Origin of the sequence: Polyangium sp. y55x31, assembly GCF_029946505.1 — a bacterium.
Taxonomy (GTDB): Bacteria; Myxococcota_A; Polyangia; order Polyangiales; family Polyangiaceae; genus Polyangium.
This window is the reverse complement of record NZ_JARZHG010000012.1, coordinates 221,987-238,478: the sequence shown is the minus strand read 5'-3', so window position 1 is coordinate 238,478 and position 16,492 is coordinate 221,987. Positions and strand designations below refer to the sequence as shown.

The window sequence follows — 16,492 nt, the reverse complement described above, 5'->3', positions numbered from 1 at the left end:
CAAATGGTTCGTGCGTGCGCTATGAGGCCGCGGGCGCGTCGGGGAGATCGTAGTCGAACGTGTAGCGGTGTTCGCCGTTCACGATGTCGATTTGCATCCGGCCGCGCAGCCCCGTGAGCGCGCCCGTGGCGGTATCGGGTACGACGGTCACCGATAGCGAGGCGGCGCCGCGGTCCATCGTGCCGCTGTGCTGCAGCACGAAGCTCCCGGCGCGCCCGTCGAGCGCGCCTTCCACGCGCTCGATCGCCACGTACCCCGCCGATCCCTTCACGCCGGACACCGCGCTGATCATCTCCACGACGCTCGTCGCGACGAGCCCTCCCTCGAATCGTTTTTCGAAGCGGCTGCGCCCGAGCGTGGCGCCTTCGCGGGTATCGTACGGCGGCTCGGCGGTGCGGGTGATATCGAAACGTCCTTGGGCCTTGTCGTTCATGGCAGCGGAATGTACCGGGACAGACCCCGGCGCGCAAGCTCCGTCGCCCTGTACGCTCGCCGGACGGGCGCGGGGCCGGCGAAGCTGCTAGGATTTCGGATGCCAAAGCGCCTCAGCCGACGGGATCTCCTGCGCGTGGCGGGTTGTTGTGCGGTCGGGATCGCCGCGCTCGACGCCTTCGCGCTCGAGCCTTCGTGGCTGGAGATCGCCGAGCACGACGTCCCCGTCCCGGGCCTGCCGCGGGGCCTCGAGGGCTTCCGGATCGCCCACCTCTCGGATTTGCATCTGAGCTCGCTCGGAAGCGTCCACGACGCCGTTCTGGCGGCCATGAAGGCGTTCCAGCCAAACCTCGTCGTCCTGACGGGTGATTCCGTCGAGGATCCGAATGCGCTCGGGGTGCTCTCGGAGTTCTGCCGCGCGCTCGCCGCGAATGGGCGCGAGGTGGTGGCGACGGTCGGGAACTGGGAGCACTGGGGCGAGGTCCCGATGGTCGAGCTACGCCGGGCATACGTGCGTGTCGGCGCGAAGCTCCTCGGGAACGAATCCGCGCGGCTCACGAGCGGCATTGCCGTCGTCGCCACGGACGACGCTTGCAGCGGCCACCACGACCTCGCCTCCGCCTTGCGTGACCCGCCCGCGGGAGCTGCACGATTGTTCCTCACGCACGCGCCCGGCATTTTCGACGAGCTACCGAAAGGCACGCCGCGCTTCGATCTCGGTCTGGCCGGACATACACACGGCGGGCAGGTGCGCGCATTCGGCGCGCCGATATGGGTCCCGCCCGGCTCGGGGCGTTTCCGCTCCGGAATGTACACGACGGACAAGGGGCAGATTTATGTGAGCCGCGGGATCGGTACGAGCGTCCTCTCCGTGCGGTTCACGTGCCGACCGGAGTTGCCCGTGTTTCGGCTGGTGGCTGGATGAAGAAGAGGAGGCGGCGCTCGGTCGGCGCGAAGGTGACGAACCCGGTCGCGCTCGGGGCCAAAAACGAGTAGACTCCCACTCTCCGCGCGGGAGGCGTCAATGCGCTTCATTCTCAGCAACTACGGGCACCGCCATCTCTTGCACCTCACGCGCTCGGGCGCGCTCGAGAAGGCGCTTGAAGCGGACGATGTGGGCCGGCTTTGCAAGATCTTCGGCCGCGGCATCCTCGAGGAGGCCGAGAGCCCCGAGCTCTCGGCGCTCGTGGCGCGCGGCATGATCGAGCCTGCGCCCGAGGGCATGGATCGCGACGCCGCCCGTCTGCGGTACGAGCGCAACCCGCTCGAGCATCTCCGGCGCGTGGTCTTCGAGTACACGACCGTCTGCAACCTCGATTGCAACCACTGCCGCAATTCGAACCTGGAGGCGCACGCCGAGGCCGAGCCGGCGCGGCTCCGGCGGGTCGTCGACGCCGTGTTGCCTCTCGGCCTCGGCCGCTTCGATTTCATCGGCGGCGAGGTCACGCTGTACGGCAAGGGCTGGCTCGACCTCGTCGCGTATATTCGCGCGCAGGGCGGCACGCACGCGTCGGTCATCACGAGCGGCTGGTTCTTCGGCGTGACGGATTTTCGCGCGGCCGGAAAACGTTATGCCGACGATCGCGAATACCTCGCCGATCTGCGCGCCCGCGGCCTCACCCACGTCGTCGTGAGCCTCGACGGCCCCGCCGCGGCGCACGACGCTTGCCGCGGGGTGCCTGGCCTTTACGATCGCGTGATCGACGGGCTCGACAAAGTGCGCGATGCCGGCCTCGAGCCGCGTGTATCCCTCGTGGTCGGCATGGGTACCTCCGGCGCGGAGACGCGGGCGTGGATCGCCGGCCTCTCGCGGCGCATTTATGGTCACCAGGCGGGCGACCGCGTGGCCACGCAGCTACTCGTACAGGACGACTCCAACTACGTGAGCAATTTCATCGACGTCGGCGGCGGCGTGAAGCTCCGGCGCTCGCGCGGCGACCTCGCGGCGTTCACCGACGAAGAACTCCGCTGCAAGAACTTCTTTCGGCCCGCGCCCACGCTGCGCATCAAGGCGACCGGCGAGATCGCGCTCTGCCCGCTGATCGAGGGCGGCGACGGTTACGGCAACGTGCACGAGCGGGACATCGTCGATCTGCTCAACCACATGCAGGACGCGTTCGTGTACAAGCTGCACGCCGAGCGGCGCGTCGGCGCGCACCTTCGATTCGTCGAGCCCGAGGTCTTCGGCGGGACCATCGGCCACGCATGCAGCGTGCGTGTCGCGATCAACATGATCGCCCGGACGATGCACGAGCGTGGCGTGGCGGACGACGATCGGGCGGCGATCCACGCCATCAACGTCGAGGTCGCCGAAAAGATGGGCGTATTGCCGCGGACCGGCATCCACCGCGCCAATGGTCACGTCCGCCCGCGCTGATCGGCGGGGCCTCGTCGCGGGATGGCGCTTCGTCACACACCGGCCTCTTCGAGCGATATCCGAGGCGTGATCACGACCGCCACGCGCCTCGCCATCTCGTTGTCTCTTCTCACCGCGTGTGAGGCCTCGCGATCGAGCCCCGTTGATGCAAGCCCGCCCCCGATGGCGATCGAGGGCGCGGGCGCGGACCCCATCGTCGACGCGGCGCCCGATGTCGAGCCCAAGCGCGAAATCGGTCCCTTCGAGATTCCGTTCCTAGGCAAGCGCGCGGTCTTCTTTGCGAGGCCGAGCGAGCGCGCGAAGGGGCACCGGCTCATCGCGAACTTGCACGGCGTCTGCAATCCACCCGCATATGCCTGCGGCTACTGGGTGAACGCGGCATCACGCGTCGGCTTCCTCGTTTGCCCGACCGGCGACGCGACATGCGGCAAGGCCGCGTACGATGCGCCGACGTGGGCGGGGTCGTACGAGAAAATGGGAGACGACCTCGAAAAGGCGATTGCCGTGGTCGACGCGACGCACCCCGGCGAGATCACCCGCGAGGGCGCCATCTTGACGGGGTTTTCCCGGGGCGCCTATGCCGCGGTGCGGATCGCGCAGGCGCATCCGGGGCGCTGGCCGTATCTCATCCTGAACGAGGCGGACGTGCAGCTCGACGCCGGGGCACTGCGCAAGGCGGGCGTGCGCGCGGTGGCAATGATTGCGGGCGAGCGAAGTGGCCAGGTCGCAGGCGAGCGCAGGACGACGGCGAGGCTCGTCGCGCAAGGGTATCCGGCGAGGTTGTGGATCATGCCCGGCGCAGGGCATCACTATTCGGAGAATATCGACGAGATCATGGCCGAAGCCATGGCGTGGCTCCTCGAGCGCTGAGCTCGTTCGTATCGAATACGCTCGGGGCGCGCGCTCGCTCATTCGAGCCGAGATTTTCTCCCCGTCTTCGCGCGGAGAGCGGCGACGAAAGCCGTCGCGCGCTACGGAAGGGTGGGGGAACGGCATGGCGAAAAGCGGTAAGGCGGCCTGGTCCCGCAGCCTCGGTCCTGCCGCCATGTTGTTCACGAGTTACTTTCTCCTCGCAGACTGGGGGCTCCGGTGGGCGACGGTCCGCGGCGCGGGATCCCCGGTGTTTCCCGCGGCAGGGGTCGCCCTTGCCGGCCTTTGGCTCGGCGGCCTGCGGCTGTGGCCGGCCGTGTTCGTCGGCAGGATGGCCGCGTTCTTCATGGACGGGCGTTCCCTCCCGCTGTGGGCCCAGTGCGTCATTGCGGCGGGAAACACGATTGCAGCGGTGGTCGGAGCCAGGCTACTCACGCGTGCGCGTGTCCGGCCCGCGCTGACGCGCCTGCGCGACGTGTTGCCTTTGATCAACGCCTGTCTCGTCAGCTCGGCCGTCGGCGCCACCATCGGGAGCGCCGCGCTCACGAGCGTCGTCTTGCATGGCTTCGGGGTGGCACCGCTCTTGTGGCTCAACTGGTGGGCGGGCAATGTGACGGGCATGCTCGTCATCACGCCCCTCGTGCTGAGCTGGACGCGCAGCGAGCCGATCGGTCGGTCGTTTCGGTGGTGGCTGCATCTATCGCTGAGCGCGGTGACGGCGGGGATCGTCGCATGGTTGATATTCGGGCCTCGTGTGCCCCACCTGCCACTCGCATGGGCGATTTTCCCGGCGCTCGTGTGGGCGGCCTTGGCGGCGGGCGTGCGGGGAGCGACAACGGCCATGCTATCGGCCGCCGCGGCTGCTGTGTGGGGCACGACGGCCGGGTATGGGCCGTTTGCCGCCGTTTCGGAGCGTTTGCGGCTCGTGCTGCTCCAGCAATTCGTCGCCGTGGCCTCCGTGACCATGCTGGTCCTGGCCGCCGTCGTCGACGAACGGCGAAGGAGCGAGCTGCTCCGCGAAAACGAGGAGCGGTTGCGGCTGGCCAGTCGGGCCGGGCGAACGGGCGTATGGACCTGGAACCTCACGACGGGGAGGGTATTCTGGACCCCGGAGGCCTGCGAGCTTTACGGCCACGGAAAGGGCTGCGCGGTCGATTTCGAGCGGTGGATCGATAGCGTGCATCCGGACGATCGCGAGCACGCCCGCCGCAAGGTCCGCGAGGCCATCGAGCAAGCTCGGTCCGGGGGGAGCGTGCCCCAATCCTACAAGGATGAATTTCGCGTCATTCACGCGGACGGGACCATCCTGTGGCTCGAGTCGAGCGGCGCCATCGAGCGCAAGGGGGACGATCTCGTGATGCTCGGCGTCGTCCGCGACATCACGGAGCGGAAGCTCGCCGAGGCGGCGCTGCACGAGAGCGAAGCGCACGTTCGCCGCGTGCTCGATAACCTCTTCGCGTTCGTCGGCGTGCTCGATCTCGACGGCACGGTCCTCCAATGCAACCGCGCGCCGCTCGATGCGGCGAACATCAGCGCCGTCGACGTCCTCGGAAAGAAGTTCTGGGATTGCTACTGGTGGAGCGGTTTGCCCGAAGCGCAGGCGCGGCTCCACGATGCCATGGACCGCGCCAGGCGCGGCGAAGTCGTTCGTTTCGACGTGACGTCGCGGATGGCAGGGAATTCCGTCATCTGCGTCGACTTCCAGCTCGCGCCGCTGCGCGACGACGAGGGTCACGTCACCCACCTCATTCCTTCCGGGATGGATATCACGGCGCGCAAGCGGGCCGAGAACGAGCGTGAGCGACTGCTGGAAAGCGAGCGGACCGCCCGCGCGGAGGCGGAGCGCGCGAGCCGCCTCAAAGACGAGTTTTTAGCGACGGTCAGCCACGAGCTCCGCACGCCGCTCACCGCCATCCTCGGCTGGTCGCAGGTTTTGCGTCGTCGGTCGAACGGCAAAGAGCAGGACCTCCACAAGGGACTCGCGGTCATCGATCGCAATGCCCGCGCCCTGGCGCAGCTCATCGACGACCTGCTCGACATGGGCCGCATCAGCTCCGGCACGGCACGCCTGGACATGCGACCGGTGGACCTCCACGACGTGGTGGCGCTCGTCCTTTCGTCCGTCGCCCCTTCGGCGGCGGCAAAACGGATCGAGCTGTTATCCATCTCGGGGCCCTTCTCGGGCGTGGTGCGCGGCGATTCGAATCGATTGCAACAGGTGGTCTGGAACCTCGTGAGCAACGCCGTCAAATTCACCCCGAGCGGCGGGAAGGTAGAGGTCTCACTCGACCGGATCGACGATCACGTCGAGATCACCGTGTCCGACACGGGGCAAGGCATCAAGCCAGAGTTTCTGCCGCACGTCTTCGAGCGGTTTCGCCAGGCAGACAGCTCGACGACGCGGGCGCACGGCGGGCTCGGCATCGGGCTCGCCATCGTGAAGAACCTGGTCGAGCTCCACGGCGGCACCGTGCGGGTGACGAGCGACGGCGAGGGAAAAGGGGCGACGTTCGTCGTGAGGTTGCCAATCGGGGAGGCTCGGGTCTCCGGGGGCGCGGAGGTCGACGACGTCTCCGCGGGGCGCGCTAGAGAGATTTCCAGGTGAAATCGCCGTTCCGGAGAAAGACCCGCACGGCGCGTCCGCGGATGGCGTCGCGCGCCACGAAGCCGAATACCCGGCCGTCGTGGCTGTTTCCGCGGTTGTCGCCCATCACGAGGTAATGACCGTCGGGGACACGCACGGGACCGAAATCCGGTCCGCCGAAGCCGAGGCGGAGCGGGTGGCGTATATCGCCGAGCTCCTCGTAATCACCGCCGGGCTCGTGCTTGACGGGGGCCTCTTGCCCATTGAGCGTGACGCGGCCGCTCTTCACGGCCACCATGTCCCCGGGTCCCGCGACGACCCGCTTGAGCAGCGTGGTTTCGTTTTCGGGCGATGCCAGGACGACCACGTCCCCCGGCTCCGGTTCTGCGGTTGGCAGGACATACGTGTCGAGGACGGGCAGCCGGACCCCGAAGGCGCGTTTGTCGACGAGGATGCGGTCGCCGACGTGGACCGTGGGCTCCATCGAGCCGCTCGGAACGACGTAATGGTCGGCGAGCGACGTCCGCGCGAGGAGCATGACGGCGGCGGCGGTGGCCATCGGCAAGACCTCCTTGAGGACGTGACGGCGGCGACCGGGGCCCGACCGGGGCGACGACGAGGACGAAGGTGCGGGGGGAGGGGTGGAAGGGCGAGCAGAACGAGGGTCGGCCATCGCGCCTGAAACCGGCTGCGTTCGTGTCTATTCCCGCGATCTTGCGGTCGGCCGCGCGAGCGCCCCGAACGCGCGCGATCGAGGAGACCGACCGCTCGTCCACGGCAGCCTTGACAGTACGACCGATCGGTCATATGACTGGTCGGTCGCATGCCGAAGAGCACCTTTTTCCGGCTCCCCGAGGAGCGGCGCGCGCGCCTCGTGCACGAGGCCATCGTCGAGTTCGCGGATCGGACGTACGCCGAGGCGTCGCTATCTCAAATCGCGCGGCGCGCGAACATCCCCAAGGGCAGCGTGTATCAATACTTCGAAGACAAACTCGACCTGTACCGGTGGCTCCTCACCGAGGAGGCGCCGCGCCTGAAGCGCGAGTTCGTGGGCAAACCGAGCCAGGAAGGTGATTTCTGGATGCGCCTCGAGGATTTCGTGGAGCGCGGAATGGCGTTCCTGGTCGAGCACCCGCGCCTCGCGCGTCTCTCCGCGGCCGCGGCCGATCCGACGGCGAATCCGGAGGTCCGCGGCTTGCACAAGGCCATTTGCGAGGCAGGCATTCAGGAGCTCCGCGCCATGCTCGAAGCGGGGGCCGAGAGTGGCGCGCTCCATGCGCCCGATCTGGACGTCGCGACGCGCCTCGTGGCCACGATCATCGGCCCTGGTTTGACCGACGTGGTGCTGAAGGAGCTCGGTGCCGAGCTCCACGAAGTGCTGGCATCGGATTCCCTCCGGAAGCGGCTCGGGCCCAAACGCCGCCGGACGCTGGCCCACCAGGCCGTCAACTTCATTCGAAAAGGTTTGGGCGCGGAGAAGCCTCAGCGTGGAAAGGATACGTGAATGATCCGATTCGATTTTTCGGGGCGCGTCGCGCTGGTCATCGGCGGCAGCTCCGGCATCGGGCTCGCTTCGGCGCGCGGATTCGCGCGAGCGGGCGCGGCTGTCGTCATTGCAGCCCGCGGGGAGAAAGCCGGGCGCGAGGCCTGTACGGCGCTGCAGGCCGAGGGGGCGCGGGCCCTCTTCGTCGGGACCGACGTGCGCGACGAGGCCGCCGTGGCGCGCGCCGTGAAAGAAACGGTCGAGCATTTCGGTCGGCTCGATTTCGCGGTGAACTGCGCCGGCGGCGGGGACATGGCTACGGTCGAGGATACCAAGCAGGACGTGTGGGACGACGTCATGGCCGTCAATGCCCGAGGGGTCTGGCTGGCCATGCGGCATGAAATCCCGGCAATGCTCGCGTCGGGAGGCGGCGCCATCGTCAACATCAGCTCGATTTTCGGCATGGCGGGCAGGCCTGCCCAGCACGCGTACGTCGCCTCGAAACACGCGGTCGTCGGAATGACGCGGTCGGTGGCGCTGGAGGTTGCGACGAAGGGAATCCGTGTGAATGCCCTTTGCGCGGGCGTCACCGCGACGCCCAGCATGCGCCAGTTCGAGACCTTGGCCCCCGAGCTCGTCCATCAGCTCGTCGCCCAGCATCCGATGGGTCGAATGGCCACCGAGGAGGAGATGGCCGGGGCCGTGCTCTGGTTATGCTCCGAGAGCGCGGGATACGTGACCGGCGCGCCTCTGCTCGTCGACGGCGGCTTTCTCGCCGCGTGACGAGCGCGCGCAGGCCTTGCCATTCGCCGCCAGGTCGGCTCTCATGTGGGCAGGTCCCTCCATGATGACCGTCCGACGAACCGCATTCACGCTGGCCGCGATCACCTGGTTTACCGCCGCGCCCGCGCATGCGCAGCAGAGCGTGCTCCCGGCCGACCTGGTCGCGCTCGACACACCCGAGGGGGAGGCGCTCCTCGTCGAATCGGCGGCCCGCGCCGATTATTTTCACCTCGCGGGACATCACACGACGCAGGAGACGCCGTCCGCGTGTGGCATCGCGAGCGCCGTCACGATCCTCAATGCGCTGAAGGTCCCCGCGCCGCTCGACGACAAGCTCGGTGTCAAGACCTATACGCACGGCGATTTCTTCAACACGTGCGCGCGCACCGTGTTCACCCCCGAATCCGTCGCGCAGGGCGGGACCACGCTCGTGCAGCTCGCGGACCTGCTCCGCTGCCATCCCGTGCGCGTCGACGTCGTCCACGGCGAGGAAACGACGCTCGATGATTTCCGCAAGCGCCTCGCCGAGAACCTCGCGGACCCGACGAACTTCATCGTCGTGAACTATCTACGTTCGGAGGTCGGTCAGGAGTATACTGGCCACCATTCCCCGCTCGGCGCCTACAACGCCGCAAAGGATCGCGTGCTCGTGATGGACGTGGCGCGATACAAGTATCCGCCCACCTGGGTGCGGACCGAGGCGCTTTACAAGGCGATTCGCACGACGGACCTCGTGTCCGGCCGTTCTCGCGGATACCTGGCCGTGGCCGCGGCGGAAAAGCCGCCGGGTCCGTCGGGCGAACGCTCGGCGCGCAGTCCGCTGCGCATTCTGGGCGGTATCGTCGCGGCCGTGTTCGTCGTGGGCTTCGGGCTCGGCGCCGTCGTGGGGGCGTGGCGGACGCGCCGGAAGCTCCGAGCGTACGCGTCGGGGTCATGACCATGAAGCTGCGGAGCGTGGCGCGCGCTGTCGGCCGCAGTGTCGCTTTTCTTGGATCCGTATCGGACGTCCGTCAGTAGTTGTGCACCAGGACGCCGCCGGCGAAATAATTGTGGAGGCCGTCCACGGAGAGATCGTACACCGTCGTTCGGTGGACGAAATCGGTACGCGCTTCGAGCGTCACCGGCGCGCCATTCTCGCCAAGCAATACCTCCCCGATTTCGAGAGTGCGCGCAGGAACGTATCCGCGACCCACGACGAAGATCGGATGTTCCGCCGTCACGCGTAGCTCCTCGCCATTCGAGAGCCGGAACGTCGCCACCGGCCGCTCCTCGCGCTCGGCCATGCGACGGACCTGCAAAACGCGGCGCGCTCCGCGCTCGACGTCGTACCCGATCACGGCGTCGCCGGGCCGCAGGCGCTCGATGGCCACCTCGCCCCGCGGCGTCGCGACGGGCGTGCCTGCGGCAAAACACGACGACCCGGCGATCGCATGGACGGCATCGGTCGCCGGCCGCATCACGCCTTTGGCATCACGCACGCAGGGCATGAGAAGATACCCGCCATCGCACGTGATGGGATCCCCGGAGAGCTCCACACCGAGCTCCACGCCGTTTGCCGTTCGGAGCGCGCGCTCGCCGACGAGCGCGTCGAGCAGGCGCCGATCGAGCGTACGGACCACGGGGCCCGCATCGCAGGCGAGCTTGGCGCGCGCGCCGGGCGATGTTTCTCGCGGCGCGGCCACGATGGCGACGGCGCGGGCCTCCGGCGGGAGCTCGCGGACCTGGAGCCTCACATCGAGCATGCAATCGTAGCTGGAGGGCGCGGGGACGAGCTCGATGGGGCCGGCCGATGGAATGGCGAGTTTTTCGGGCTCACCCGCGCGCGCCTTGCTCGGCCGTTCGTCGCGGACGAGGAGGTCGTCGATGAAACAATCGTCCGGCGAGCCCACATCGATCAAAGCCGCGTCGATCCGATCCGCCTCGCTGGGGGCTGCGGCGAGGCGAGGGCGGGCCCCGGAGGCCGTGAGGAGCACGTCGCCCTTTTGCAGCTTCGAGGCGGCTCGGAACGTCCCGGCGTCTGGCAAGAAAAACCCGCGCGCCCGAGGGACCTCAATGCGACGTCCGTCGTCGAGGCGGAGCCACACCGAGGGGAGCGTCTTGCTGCGTACGGCGCGCACGCGCGTTGCGACCCGCTGCTTCTTGGCGACGTCATACGCGAGCACGTGATGCCCCACGATGAGGCGATCGGCTTGAACGCCGCCGGAAGGCGTGGCCACGATATTGCGCTCCTCGGGGCCGTCCAGCAGCGAGACGGACGCGCCCCAGGCTTCCTCCACGGCGTGCAGGTGCCCTTCGCGGTCGCGCACGCAGCCGAGCACCGCATAACGCCGATCGCGTCGGATTTCCGGCGGGGTGAGCAGGATGGGCAAAGTCAAATCGTCGCCGCCCGCGGCTGCGAACACGCCGCGCCCGACCTCACGCACGACCCGTCCATCACGGCAATTCATGCGCACGAGCCCGCCGAGGGGCTCCCCTTTCTCGGCGAGGACGAGCGCGAAGGAGACGGCGTCGTCGTCGAGCGGCGCGACCCGTACGCCCACTTCGATGCCCTGTGGTAATGCGCGTGCGGAGAGCCAAGGCACGTGGCGCTCGCCCGCGAGCGTGCTCGTCGCGACCAGGCGGTCTTTTCGGTAGGCGCAGACGCGGTACGAATCGCCATGCGACAGCGGCTTTTCCGCCGTCGTGGGCAGCGTGATGCGAGCGCCGCGGAGCTTCGCCGACGGGAGCGTCGCGAACAGCTCGCCCGCATTACACGAGCCGGGAACGACGGGGCCGCGGCTCCTGCGCACCGTGAGGCGATCAAATGGCGCCGAGGGGTGGAGCAGCCGGAGGCGCAGCGCCGGCAAACCGCGGTCGTCGGTGAATTCGTTGATCGACGCGACGGCCTGCGCCTCGGGGAGCTTTGCCGCGGCCTCGGCCACGCCGGGACCCATACCCGCAGCGCCGCAACTCGCGCGCAGGCCCGCGCCGAGCACGAGGAGCGTGAGCCAGGAGCGGCGTCGTCGTCGGGAGAGCGTTTCCATGCGGTGGCCCCGACCCGAGCATGGTTTTCCCTCGATGGGCAAGTATTCCGCCACGCGCCGTGATGCTAAGGTTGCGCGCGGTGCGATTCTTCTCCTCGCTCCTCGCTCCTCGCTCCTCGCTGTCCTCGCGACCTCTACGGCCCTGCTCGGGTGCTTTGGCCCGCCTCCTTGCCTCTCGGGCGCATGTCCCCAGGTCGGTCTCGACACGCCGGACGAAATGTTCCGGCTCGTGCGCCGGGAGCTCGAACGGTCCGAGGACGCGACGCCGCTCGTCGGCGGGCACATTGGGGGTCTTCAGCACCAAACTCGGCGTGACCGACGAGGCACGCAAGGTCCTCGAAAGCGTGATCGCGGCGCGAGGCGAGTTTCCGCTCACGCGTAGCATTCCCGGCGCTGCGCGCGACCTCGCCGTCACGGCGCACATTGCACTCTTCGATCTCGACACGCCGCACGACAGCAACAGCATCCGCACGCGCCTCCCTTCGCCCGCGCGAAAGGTGTTTCGACCGGGTGAGGTCTGGCAGGCGGATCCTGCGCCGGCCCGGCCCGACGCCAAGGCCGTCGAGGCGCGGATGCGCGACCTCGAAGGCGAGCTCCGGGAGCTGAAATTCGCACACGGCCGTTGCCACGTGCTGCGAGAGCAGGCGGTCTGGGCGCCTGCCGGCGACGCGGATCGCCTCTTCGACAGCATGGTCGCGCCGCTGTCTCCGGGCGGAAAGGTGGCGTTCAGCGAGGAAGCGTTCTGTCGCATGCGCGCAGCGGCGGGGCTCCGCGCGGCGCCTGTGAGCAAGCGCGTGGGCCTCGTGCTCCGGTGGTTACGCGCGGATCCGGCCGATATCGCCGAATGGGATCCGACCGGCGACAACAGCAATGGCATGGTGGGGCCCGACACCGACAAGCAGCGAATCAACGTCGTTGCCGCTTTGGTGCTCTCCGAAAACCTCGAATGGATCGAGCGCCACGCCGAGCTGCGCGCCTGGCTCTCGGAGCAAGCGCAGAAGCGGGACGGGACGGGGCGCGCGGCGTACATCCCTGCGTGGGAAGAGCTCCATCTCGCCTACGAGCGGCTGCTCGCCTTTCACGCCTCGGGGCACCCCGAGGCGAACGTCGAGGTCGGTCGCGCCATCCTGCGCGCGTGGATCGAAAGCGCGCGAGCCACGCTCGCCGTCGAGCGCGACCCCGCGTCCTACGATTCCGTGCTCACCGTGAGGCTCTTCATCTTGGGCGATTTCGCCGTACGTTTCGGCATGCGCGACGAAGCCCAGGCGCTCTTCGACGACGTGGCGAAGCGCGTCGTTCCACCTCCGGCGAAGGATAGCCTGACCCTCCATTTGTCGCACGCTCTCGACGCGACGGTCGCATCGCTCATGATGTCGTTCACGGTGACGCCGTCAAAATGATCCGCCCACCATCGCGCCACCCGCGAACGGCGCGACAAACCATGAAACACCCGGCGCTGGCCCCTGCGTTCTCCCGATCTTCCCTGCGCCGCCTTCGCGCTGGTACTCGTTCCAATCCTCGATCGCCGCGGTCGGCATCGTGAAGATCTGCGCCTCGCTGAGCGCAATCCCGACCGTCGCGCTCACCGCGCCCGTCACCGGCCTGCCATACCCCAGCGCGAGCACCAGGCCGACGCTCGTGGATACCGCGCCGCAGAGCACGTGATTGAACCATTTGCGGCGGAGCACCTCGGATTCCGCGCTCTCGCGGAGCAGCCGCTCACCACGCGCGAGCTTTTTCCTTCGCTCCTCGGGCGTCGCCTCCGGCATGGCTCGGAGATCCGCGGCGGCATGACGGGCGGGAAACGGTACGAGGCCGAGCGGAATGAGGCCGAGCGACGACCCGACGGCGCCCACGGCAGCGTCGGCGCGCAGGCCCGGATCGGGGACCGCGACAGCGATGACGCCTTGCCCGACGGTCAACGCGCTCCATCCCGTGTACCAGCCATACCACCATCGATTCGCCGCGACCGTACCCTGATCGAGGCGCCCCTGGAGAAAGGCGATTCGCCGTGTGACCTCTGCGTCCGATGGAGGCTCGGCCCCTGCGGAGGACGCGGCGAGCGAAATGGCAGAGGCGACGAGGAATGCGAGGTGGGTCCGGGCGAGGTTCGTCATCATGATACACTCATGCTTTTTTGGAGGTTCCCGGTTTGCCAGGACGCCGCTCGCGTGCCGTCGACTCACGCACGATCGTGATGAACGCGCGCAGCGCCGCGCGCACGAGGCGGTGGCTCGGGTGAAAGAGGCGGAGACCGGGGAAGGGCGGCGTCCAGTCGGCGAGCACGCGGACGAGCCGCCCCGCCTCGACATCGGCGGCGACCGCGCGATCACTCAGGAATGCGAGGCCCGCGCCGGCGAGGGCGGCCTGCAGAACGAGGTCGTCGTTGTCGAGCGTCAGCGCGCCTCGGACGTCGATGGCCACCTCGCGACCTCGCTTTTCGAGCTCCCAGCGATACACTTGGCCACTCGCCATGCGGCGGCGGATGCACTCGTGATCGAGCAGATCCTTCGGCTTCGTCGGCTTCGTGCGAGACGCGAAATACGACGGCGCGCCGACCACGGCCATGCTGAGGTCCCCGCCGCACGGGATCGCGACCATGTCCTGCGGTACGGCCTCGGCGAGCCGCACGCCTGCATCGAAGCCCTCGGCGACGATGTCGACGAAGCGCTCTTCCGTCACGAGCTCGACGCGCACGTCGGGATGGCGACGTCGCAGCTCGAGGAGCATGGGAAGCACCGCGATCTCCGCGGCGCCCTTCGACGTGTTGATGCGTAACGTGCCGCTCGGCGTGTCCCGCAGCTCGTGCATTTCGTCGAGCGTGGAGGAGACCTCCCGGAGCGCCGGCTGAACGCGCCTGACGAAATGCTCGCCGGCCGCCGAGAGCGACACGCTCCGCGTGGTGCGGTGGAACAGCCGGACCCCGAGCCTCTGTTCGAGCGCGGAGATCGCGTGGCTGAGCGCCGAAGGCGACATCTCGAGTTGCCGGGCCGCGGCGCGGAAGCTCTTCAGGCTCGCGATCGCGATCACGGCTTCGAGCTCGATCAGGCTGGCGCGGATCATTGTTCGACATCCTGCATCAGCGCATCCCGGATTGCACGGATTGTTTCATCGGTCGGCGCGTTTTACATCCGGGGGCATGAGCAAGACGGTTCTCGTGACGGGTTGTTCGTCGGGGTTTGGTCGTGACATCGCGAAGGAGTTCGCCGCGCAGGGCTGGAACGTCGCGGCGACGATGCGGACGCCGGAGAAGGAGACGGAGCTCCAGGCGTCGGAGCGGATGGGCCTCCTCAGGCTCGACGTGCAGGATCGCGCGAGCATCGACGCCGCCGTGGCCTCGACGCTCGCGCGGTTCGGCTCGATCGACGTCGTCGTCAACAACGCAGGGTTCGGCCTCTTTGGCGTGTTCGAGGAAACCGCGCGCGAAAAGATCCTCGAGCAGTTCGAGGTGAACGTGTTCGGGATGATGGACGTGACGCGGGCCGTCCTCCCCACCTTGCGAAAGCAGCGCTCGGGCGTCGTGATCAACGTGAGCTCGGGCGCGGGCGTGTTCACGCTCCCGATGATATCCGCCTATTGCGCGAGCAAGTTCGCGCTGGAAGGTTTTTCCGAGGCGCTGTCGTACGAGCTTCTGCCGCTCGGAATCCGCGTGAAGATCGTGGAGCCGGGCGGCGTGACGAGCACGCGCTTCGGCGAGCGCAGCGCCAAGGAGGCAGGCGAGAGGACGCCGATCGCCGATTACGCGCCGTTCGTGGAGGGCGCGGGCCGGGTGTTCGCATTGCTCCGGCAGGCGCGCGGCATGGCGACGTCGGAAGAGGTCGCGCGGGTGATTTTCGAGGCCGCGACCGACGGCACCGACCGGCTGCGTTATCTCGCCACGAAGGACATCACGCCGCTCGTCGAGGCGCGGCGACAAACCTCGGAGGAGGCTTATATCGAGATGATGCGGTCGCGGTTTTCGCCCAAGCTTTGACCTTCACTCCGTCACGGCGCGGCGCACCGCGACGGCGAGGCTACACGCTTCGAGCTCCTCGCGGTGGGTCGCGCCGAGCGAGGACAAGGCGAGCTCTTCGTTTTTTCGAAGCACCCGCAGCAGCGGCTTCTTCGCGGCGAGATCAAAAAGCGTCACGCGCGCGCCGGCCCGGGTATCCGCGACGACGAGCATGAGCTGCGCGGCGGCCGCCTTTTTGGCGAGGTCGACCGGCGCTTTTTGAAGGTCTTTCCGGAGCCGCTTGAGCACATTTCGATCCTGCGCGGTGCGCACCGAGGTCTCGAAGGCCGGCGCGAGCACCGCGAGGCCGATTCGCAGCTCCGCGAGCCGTCGCACGTTCGCCGTCTCGTCGTCGACCTTCGCCCCGGCGAAGTACACGCCCCGCACCTTCGCGAGAAGATCTCGCTCCGACGTGGATGCCGGTGGATACATCAGGCAAACGAGGAATGCGTCCTTGATCGACCCGCGCGCCGCATCGTCGACGCCATGCGCGTCGTGGAGCTCCGCCGCCGGGGCACGTACATAAAGCGCAGGCCGACGCAAGGTCGCGTCGAGCGCGCCCGCCGCGCGCAGCGCCGGATCGATGATCTCCACCGTATCCCCGTCCGCCGCGGCCTCCATGAGCAAAAGCTCCGTATCCTCGACGAGCCCTTCGTGTCCCGCCGGCAAACCGGGGCGAAGTGCATCGATTTCGGCGAGCAGCGCGGTCCGTTCCGCTTCGAGCTCGCGTCGCTCGTGAAACACCATGGCCGCAAAAAGCCCCGCGATGACCACGAGCGCGAGCAGCGGCAGGAGCTTCGCCGGCCGGAGCCCCTCGCGGCTCGCGAAAGGCGACGTCATTCCGAGCCCCGCCGCGTGATGCTTCGCGCGTGCCTTGGGGCTGACGGCTCGCTCCACGCGCGCGCGGAGCTCTGGATTCATGCGCGGCGTGACCAGGAATGTCGCCACG

At 68.2% G+C, this 16,492-nt stretch carries 15 protein-coding genes; 9 read left to right on the top strand and 6 right to left on the bottom strand.

Annotated features, from left to right (window positions below; genetic code table 11):
* Positions 1 to 19 precede the first annotated feature (19 nt).
* Positions 20 to 433, bottom strand: coding sequence for a DUF3224 domain-containing protein (locus QHF84_RS22510; RefSeq protein WP_281315425.1), 414 nt, complete (start codon positions 431 to 433; stop codon positions 20 to 22).
* 99 nt (positions 434 to 532) lie between these two features.
* Between QHF84_RS22510 and QHF84_RS22505 the strand changes: the two genes are divergently transcribed.
* The 4 genes from QHF84_RS22505 (at position 533) to QHF84_RS22490 (ending at position 6,284) form a co-directional block, all read left to right on the top strand.
* Positions 533 to 1,357, top strand: a complete 825-nt coding sequence (locus QHF84_RS22505; RefSeq protein WP_281315424.1) for a metallophosphoesterase — start codon at positions 533 to 535, stop codon at positions 1,355 to 1,357.
* A gap of 99 nt (positions 1,358 to 1,456) precedes the next feature.
* On the top strand, positions 1,457 to 2,809 hold the full coding sequence (locus QHF84_RS22500) for a radical SAM protein (RefSeq protein WP_281315423.1): 1,353 nt from the start codon (positions 1,457 to 1,459) through the stop codon (positions 2,807 to 2,809).
* 162 nt (positions 2,810 to 2,971) lie between these two features.
* Positions 2,972 to 3,679: a hypothetical protein gene (locus QHF84_RS22495; protein WP_281315422.1), complete on the top strand. Its 708-nt coding sequence runs from the start codon at positions 2,972 to 2,974 to the stop codon at positions 3,677 to 3,679.
* Between the two features lie 175 nt (positions 3,680 to 3,854).
* Positions 3,855 to 6,284: an ATP-binding protein gene (locus tag QHF84_RS22490; RefSeq protein WP_281315421.1), complete on the top strand. Its 2,430-nt coding sequence runs from the start codon at positions 3,855 to 3,857 to the stop codon at positions 6,282 to 6,284.
* Here the strand turns inward: QHF84_RS22490 and lepB are convergent.
* Complete coding sequence (lepB, locus tag QHF84_RS22485; protein ID WP_281315420.1) at positions 6,265 to 6,822, bottom strand: signal peptidase I; 558 nt, start codon at positions 6,820 to 6,822, stop codon at positions 6,265 to 6,267. The genes QHF84_RS22490 and lepB overlap by 20 nt on opposite strands.
* Before the next feature lie 264 nt (positions 6,823 to 7,086).
* Between lepB and QHF84_RS22480 the strand changes: the two genes are divergently transcribed.
* The 3 genes from QHF84_RS22480 (at position 7,087) to QHF84_RS22470 (ending at position 9,466) form a co-directional block, all read left to right on the top strand.
* Positions 7,087 to 7,767: a TetR/AcrR family transcriptional regulator gene (locus QHF84_RS22480; RefSeq protein ID WP_281315419.1), complete on the top strand. Its 681-nt coding sequence runs from the start codon at positions 7,087 to 7,089 to the stop codon at positions 7,765 to 7,767.
* Positions 7,768 to 8,529: a glucose 1-dehydrogenase gene (locus QHF84_RS22475; protein WP_281315418.1), complete on the top strand. Its 762-nt coding sequence runs from the start codon at positions 7,768 to 7,770 to the stop codon at positions 8,527 to 8,529.
* Positions 8,530 to 8,590: 61 nt separating this feature from the next.
* Positions 8,591 to 9,466 carry a phytochelatin synthase family protein gene (locus QHF84_RS22470; RefSeq protein ID WP_281315417.1) on the top strand — a complete coding sequence of 292 codons (876 nt, stop codon included), beginning with the start codon at positions 8,591 to 8,593 and terminating at the stop codon, positions 9,464 to 9,466.
* Between the two features lie 73 nt (positions 9,467 to 9,539).
* Here the strand turns inward: QHF84_RS22470 and QHF84_RS22465 are convergent, their stop codons facing one another.
* Positions 9,540 to 11,552 (bottom strand): polymorphic toxin-type HINT domain-containing protein, encoded by a 2,013-nt coding sequence (locus QHF84_RS22465; RefSeq protein WP_281315416.1) that lies wholly within the window; start codon positions 11,550 to 11,552, stop codon positions 9,540 to 9,542.
* A gap of 311 nt (positions 11,553 to 11,863) precedes the next feature.
* Between QHF84_RS22465 and QHF84_RS22460 the strand changes: the two genes are divergently transcribed.
* On the top strand, positions 11,864 to 12,952 hold the full coding sequence (locus QHF84_RS22460; protein WP_281315415.1) for a hypothetical protein: 1,089 nt from the start codon (positions 11,864 to 11,866) through the stop codon (positions 12,950 to 12,952).
* Here QHF84_RS22460 and QHF84_RS22455 read toward each other — a convergent pair.
* Positions 12,944 to 13,672, bottom strand: coding sequence for a hypothetical protein (locus QHF84_RS22455; protein ID WP_281315414.1), 729 nt, complete (start codon positions 13,670 to 13,672; stop codon positions 12,944 to 12,946). The two genes, QHF84_RS22460 and QHF84_RS22455, sit on opposite strands and share 9 nt — an antisense overlap.
* A 7-nt stretch (positions 13,673 to 13,679) precedes the next feature.
* The gene (locus QHF84_RS22450) at positions 13,680 to 14,615 is read right to left on the bottom strand and encodes a LysR family transcriptional regulator (protein ID WP_281315413.1); all 936 of its coding nucleotides are present in this window, start codon (positions 14,613 to 14,615) and stop codon (positions 13,680 to 13,682) included.
* A 76-nt stretch (positions 14,616 to 14,691) separates the two neighbouring features.
* Here QHF84_RS22450 and QHF84_RS22445 point away from each other — a divergent pair, with 76 nt between their 5' ends.
* Positions 14,692 to 15,525 (top strand): SDR family oxidoreductase, encoded by an 834-nt coding sequence (locus QHF84_RS22445; RefSeq protein ID WP_281315412.1) that lies wholly within the window; start codon positions 14,692 to 14,694, stop codon positions 15,523 to 15,525.
* Positions 15,526 to 15,528: 3 nt separating this feature from the next.
* Here the strand turns inward: QHF84_RS22445 and QHF84_RS22440 are convergent, their stop codons facing one another.
* Positions 15,529 to 16,491 carry a hypothetical protein gene (locus tag QHF84_RS22440; RefSeq protein WP_281315411.1) on the bottom strand — a complete coding sequence of 321 codons (963 nt, stop codon included), beginning with the start codon at positions 16,489 to 16,491 and terminating at the stop codon, positions 15,529 to 15,531.
* Between the last annotated feature and the right edge of the window lies 1 nt (position 16,492).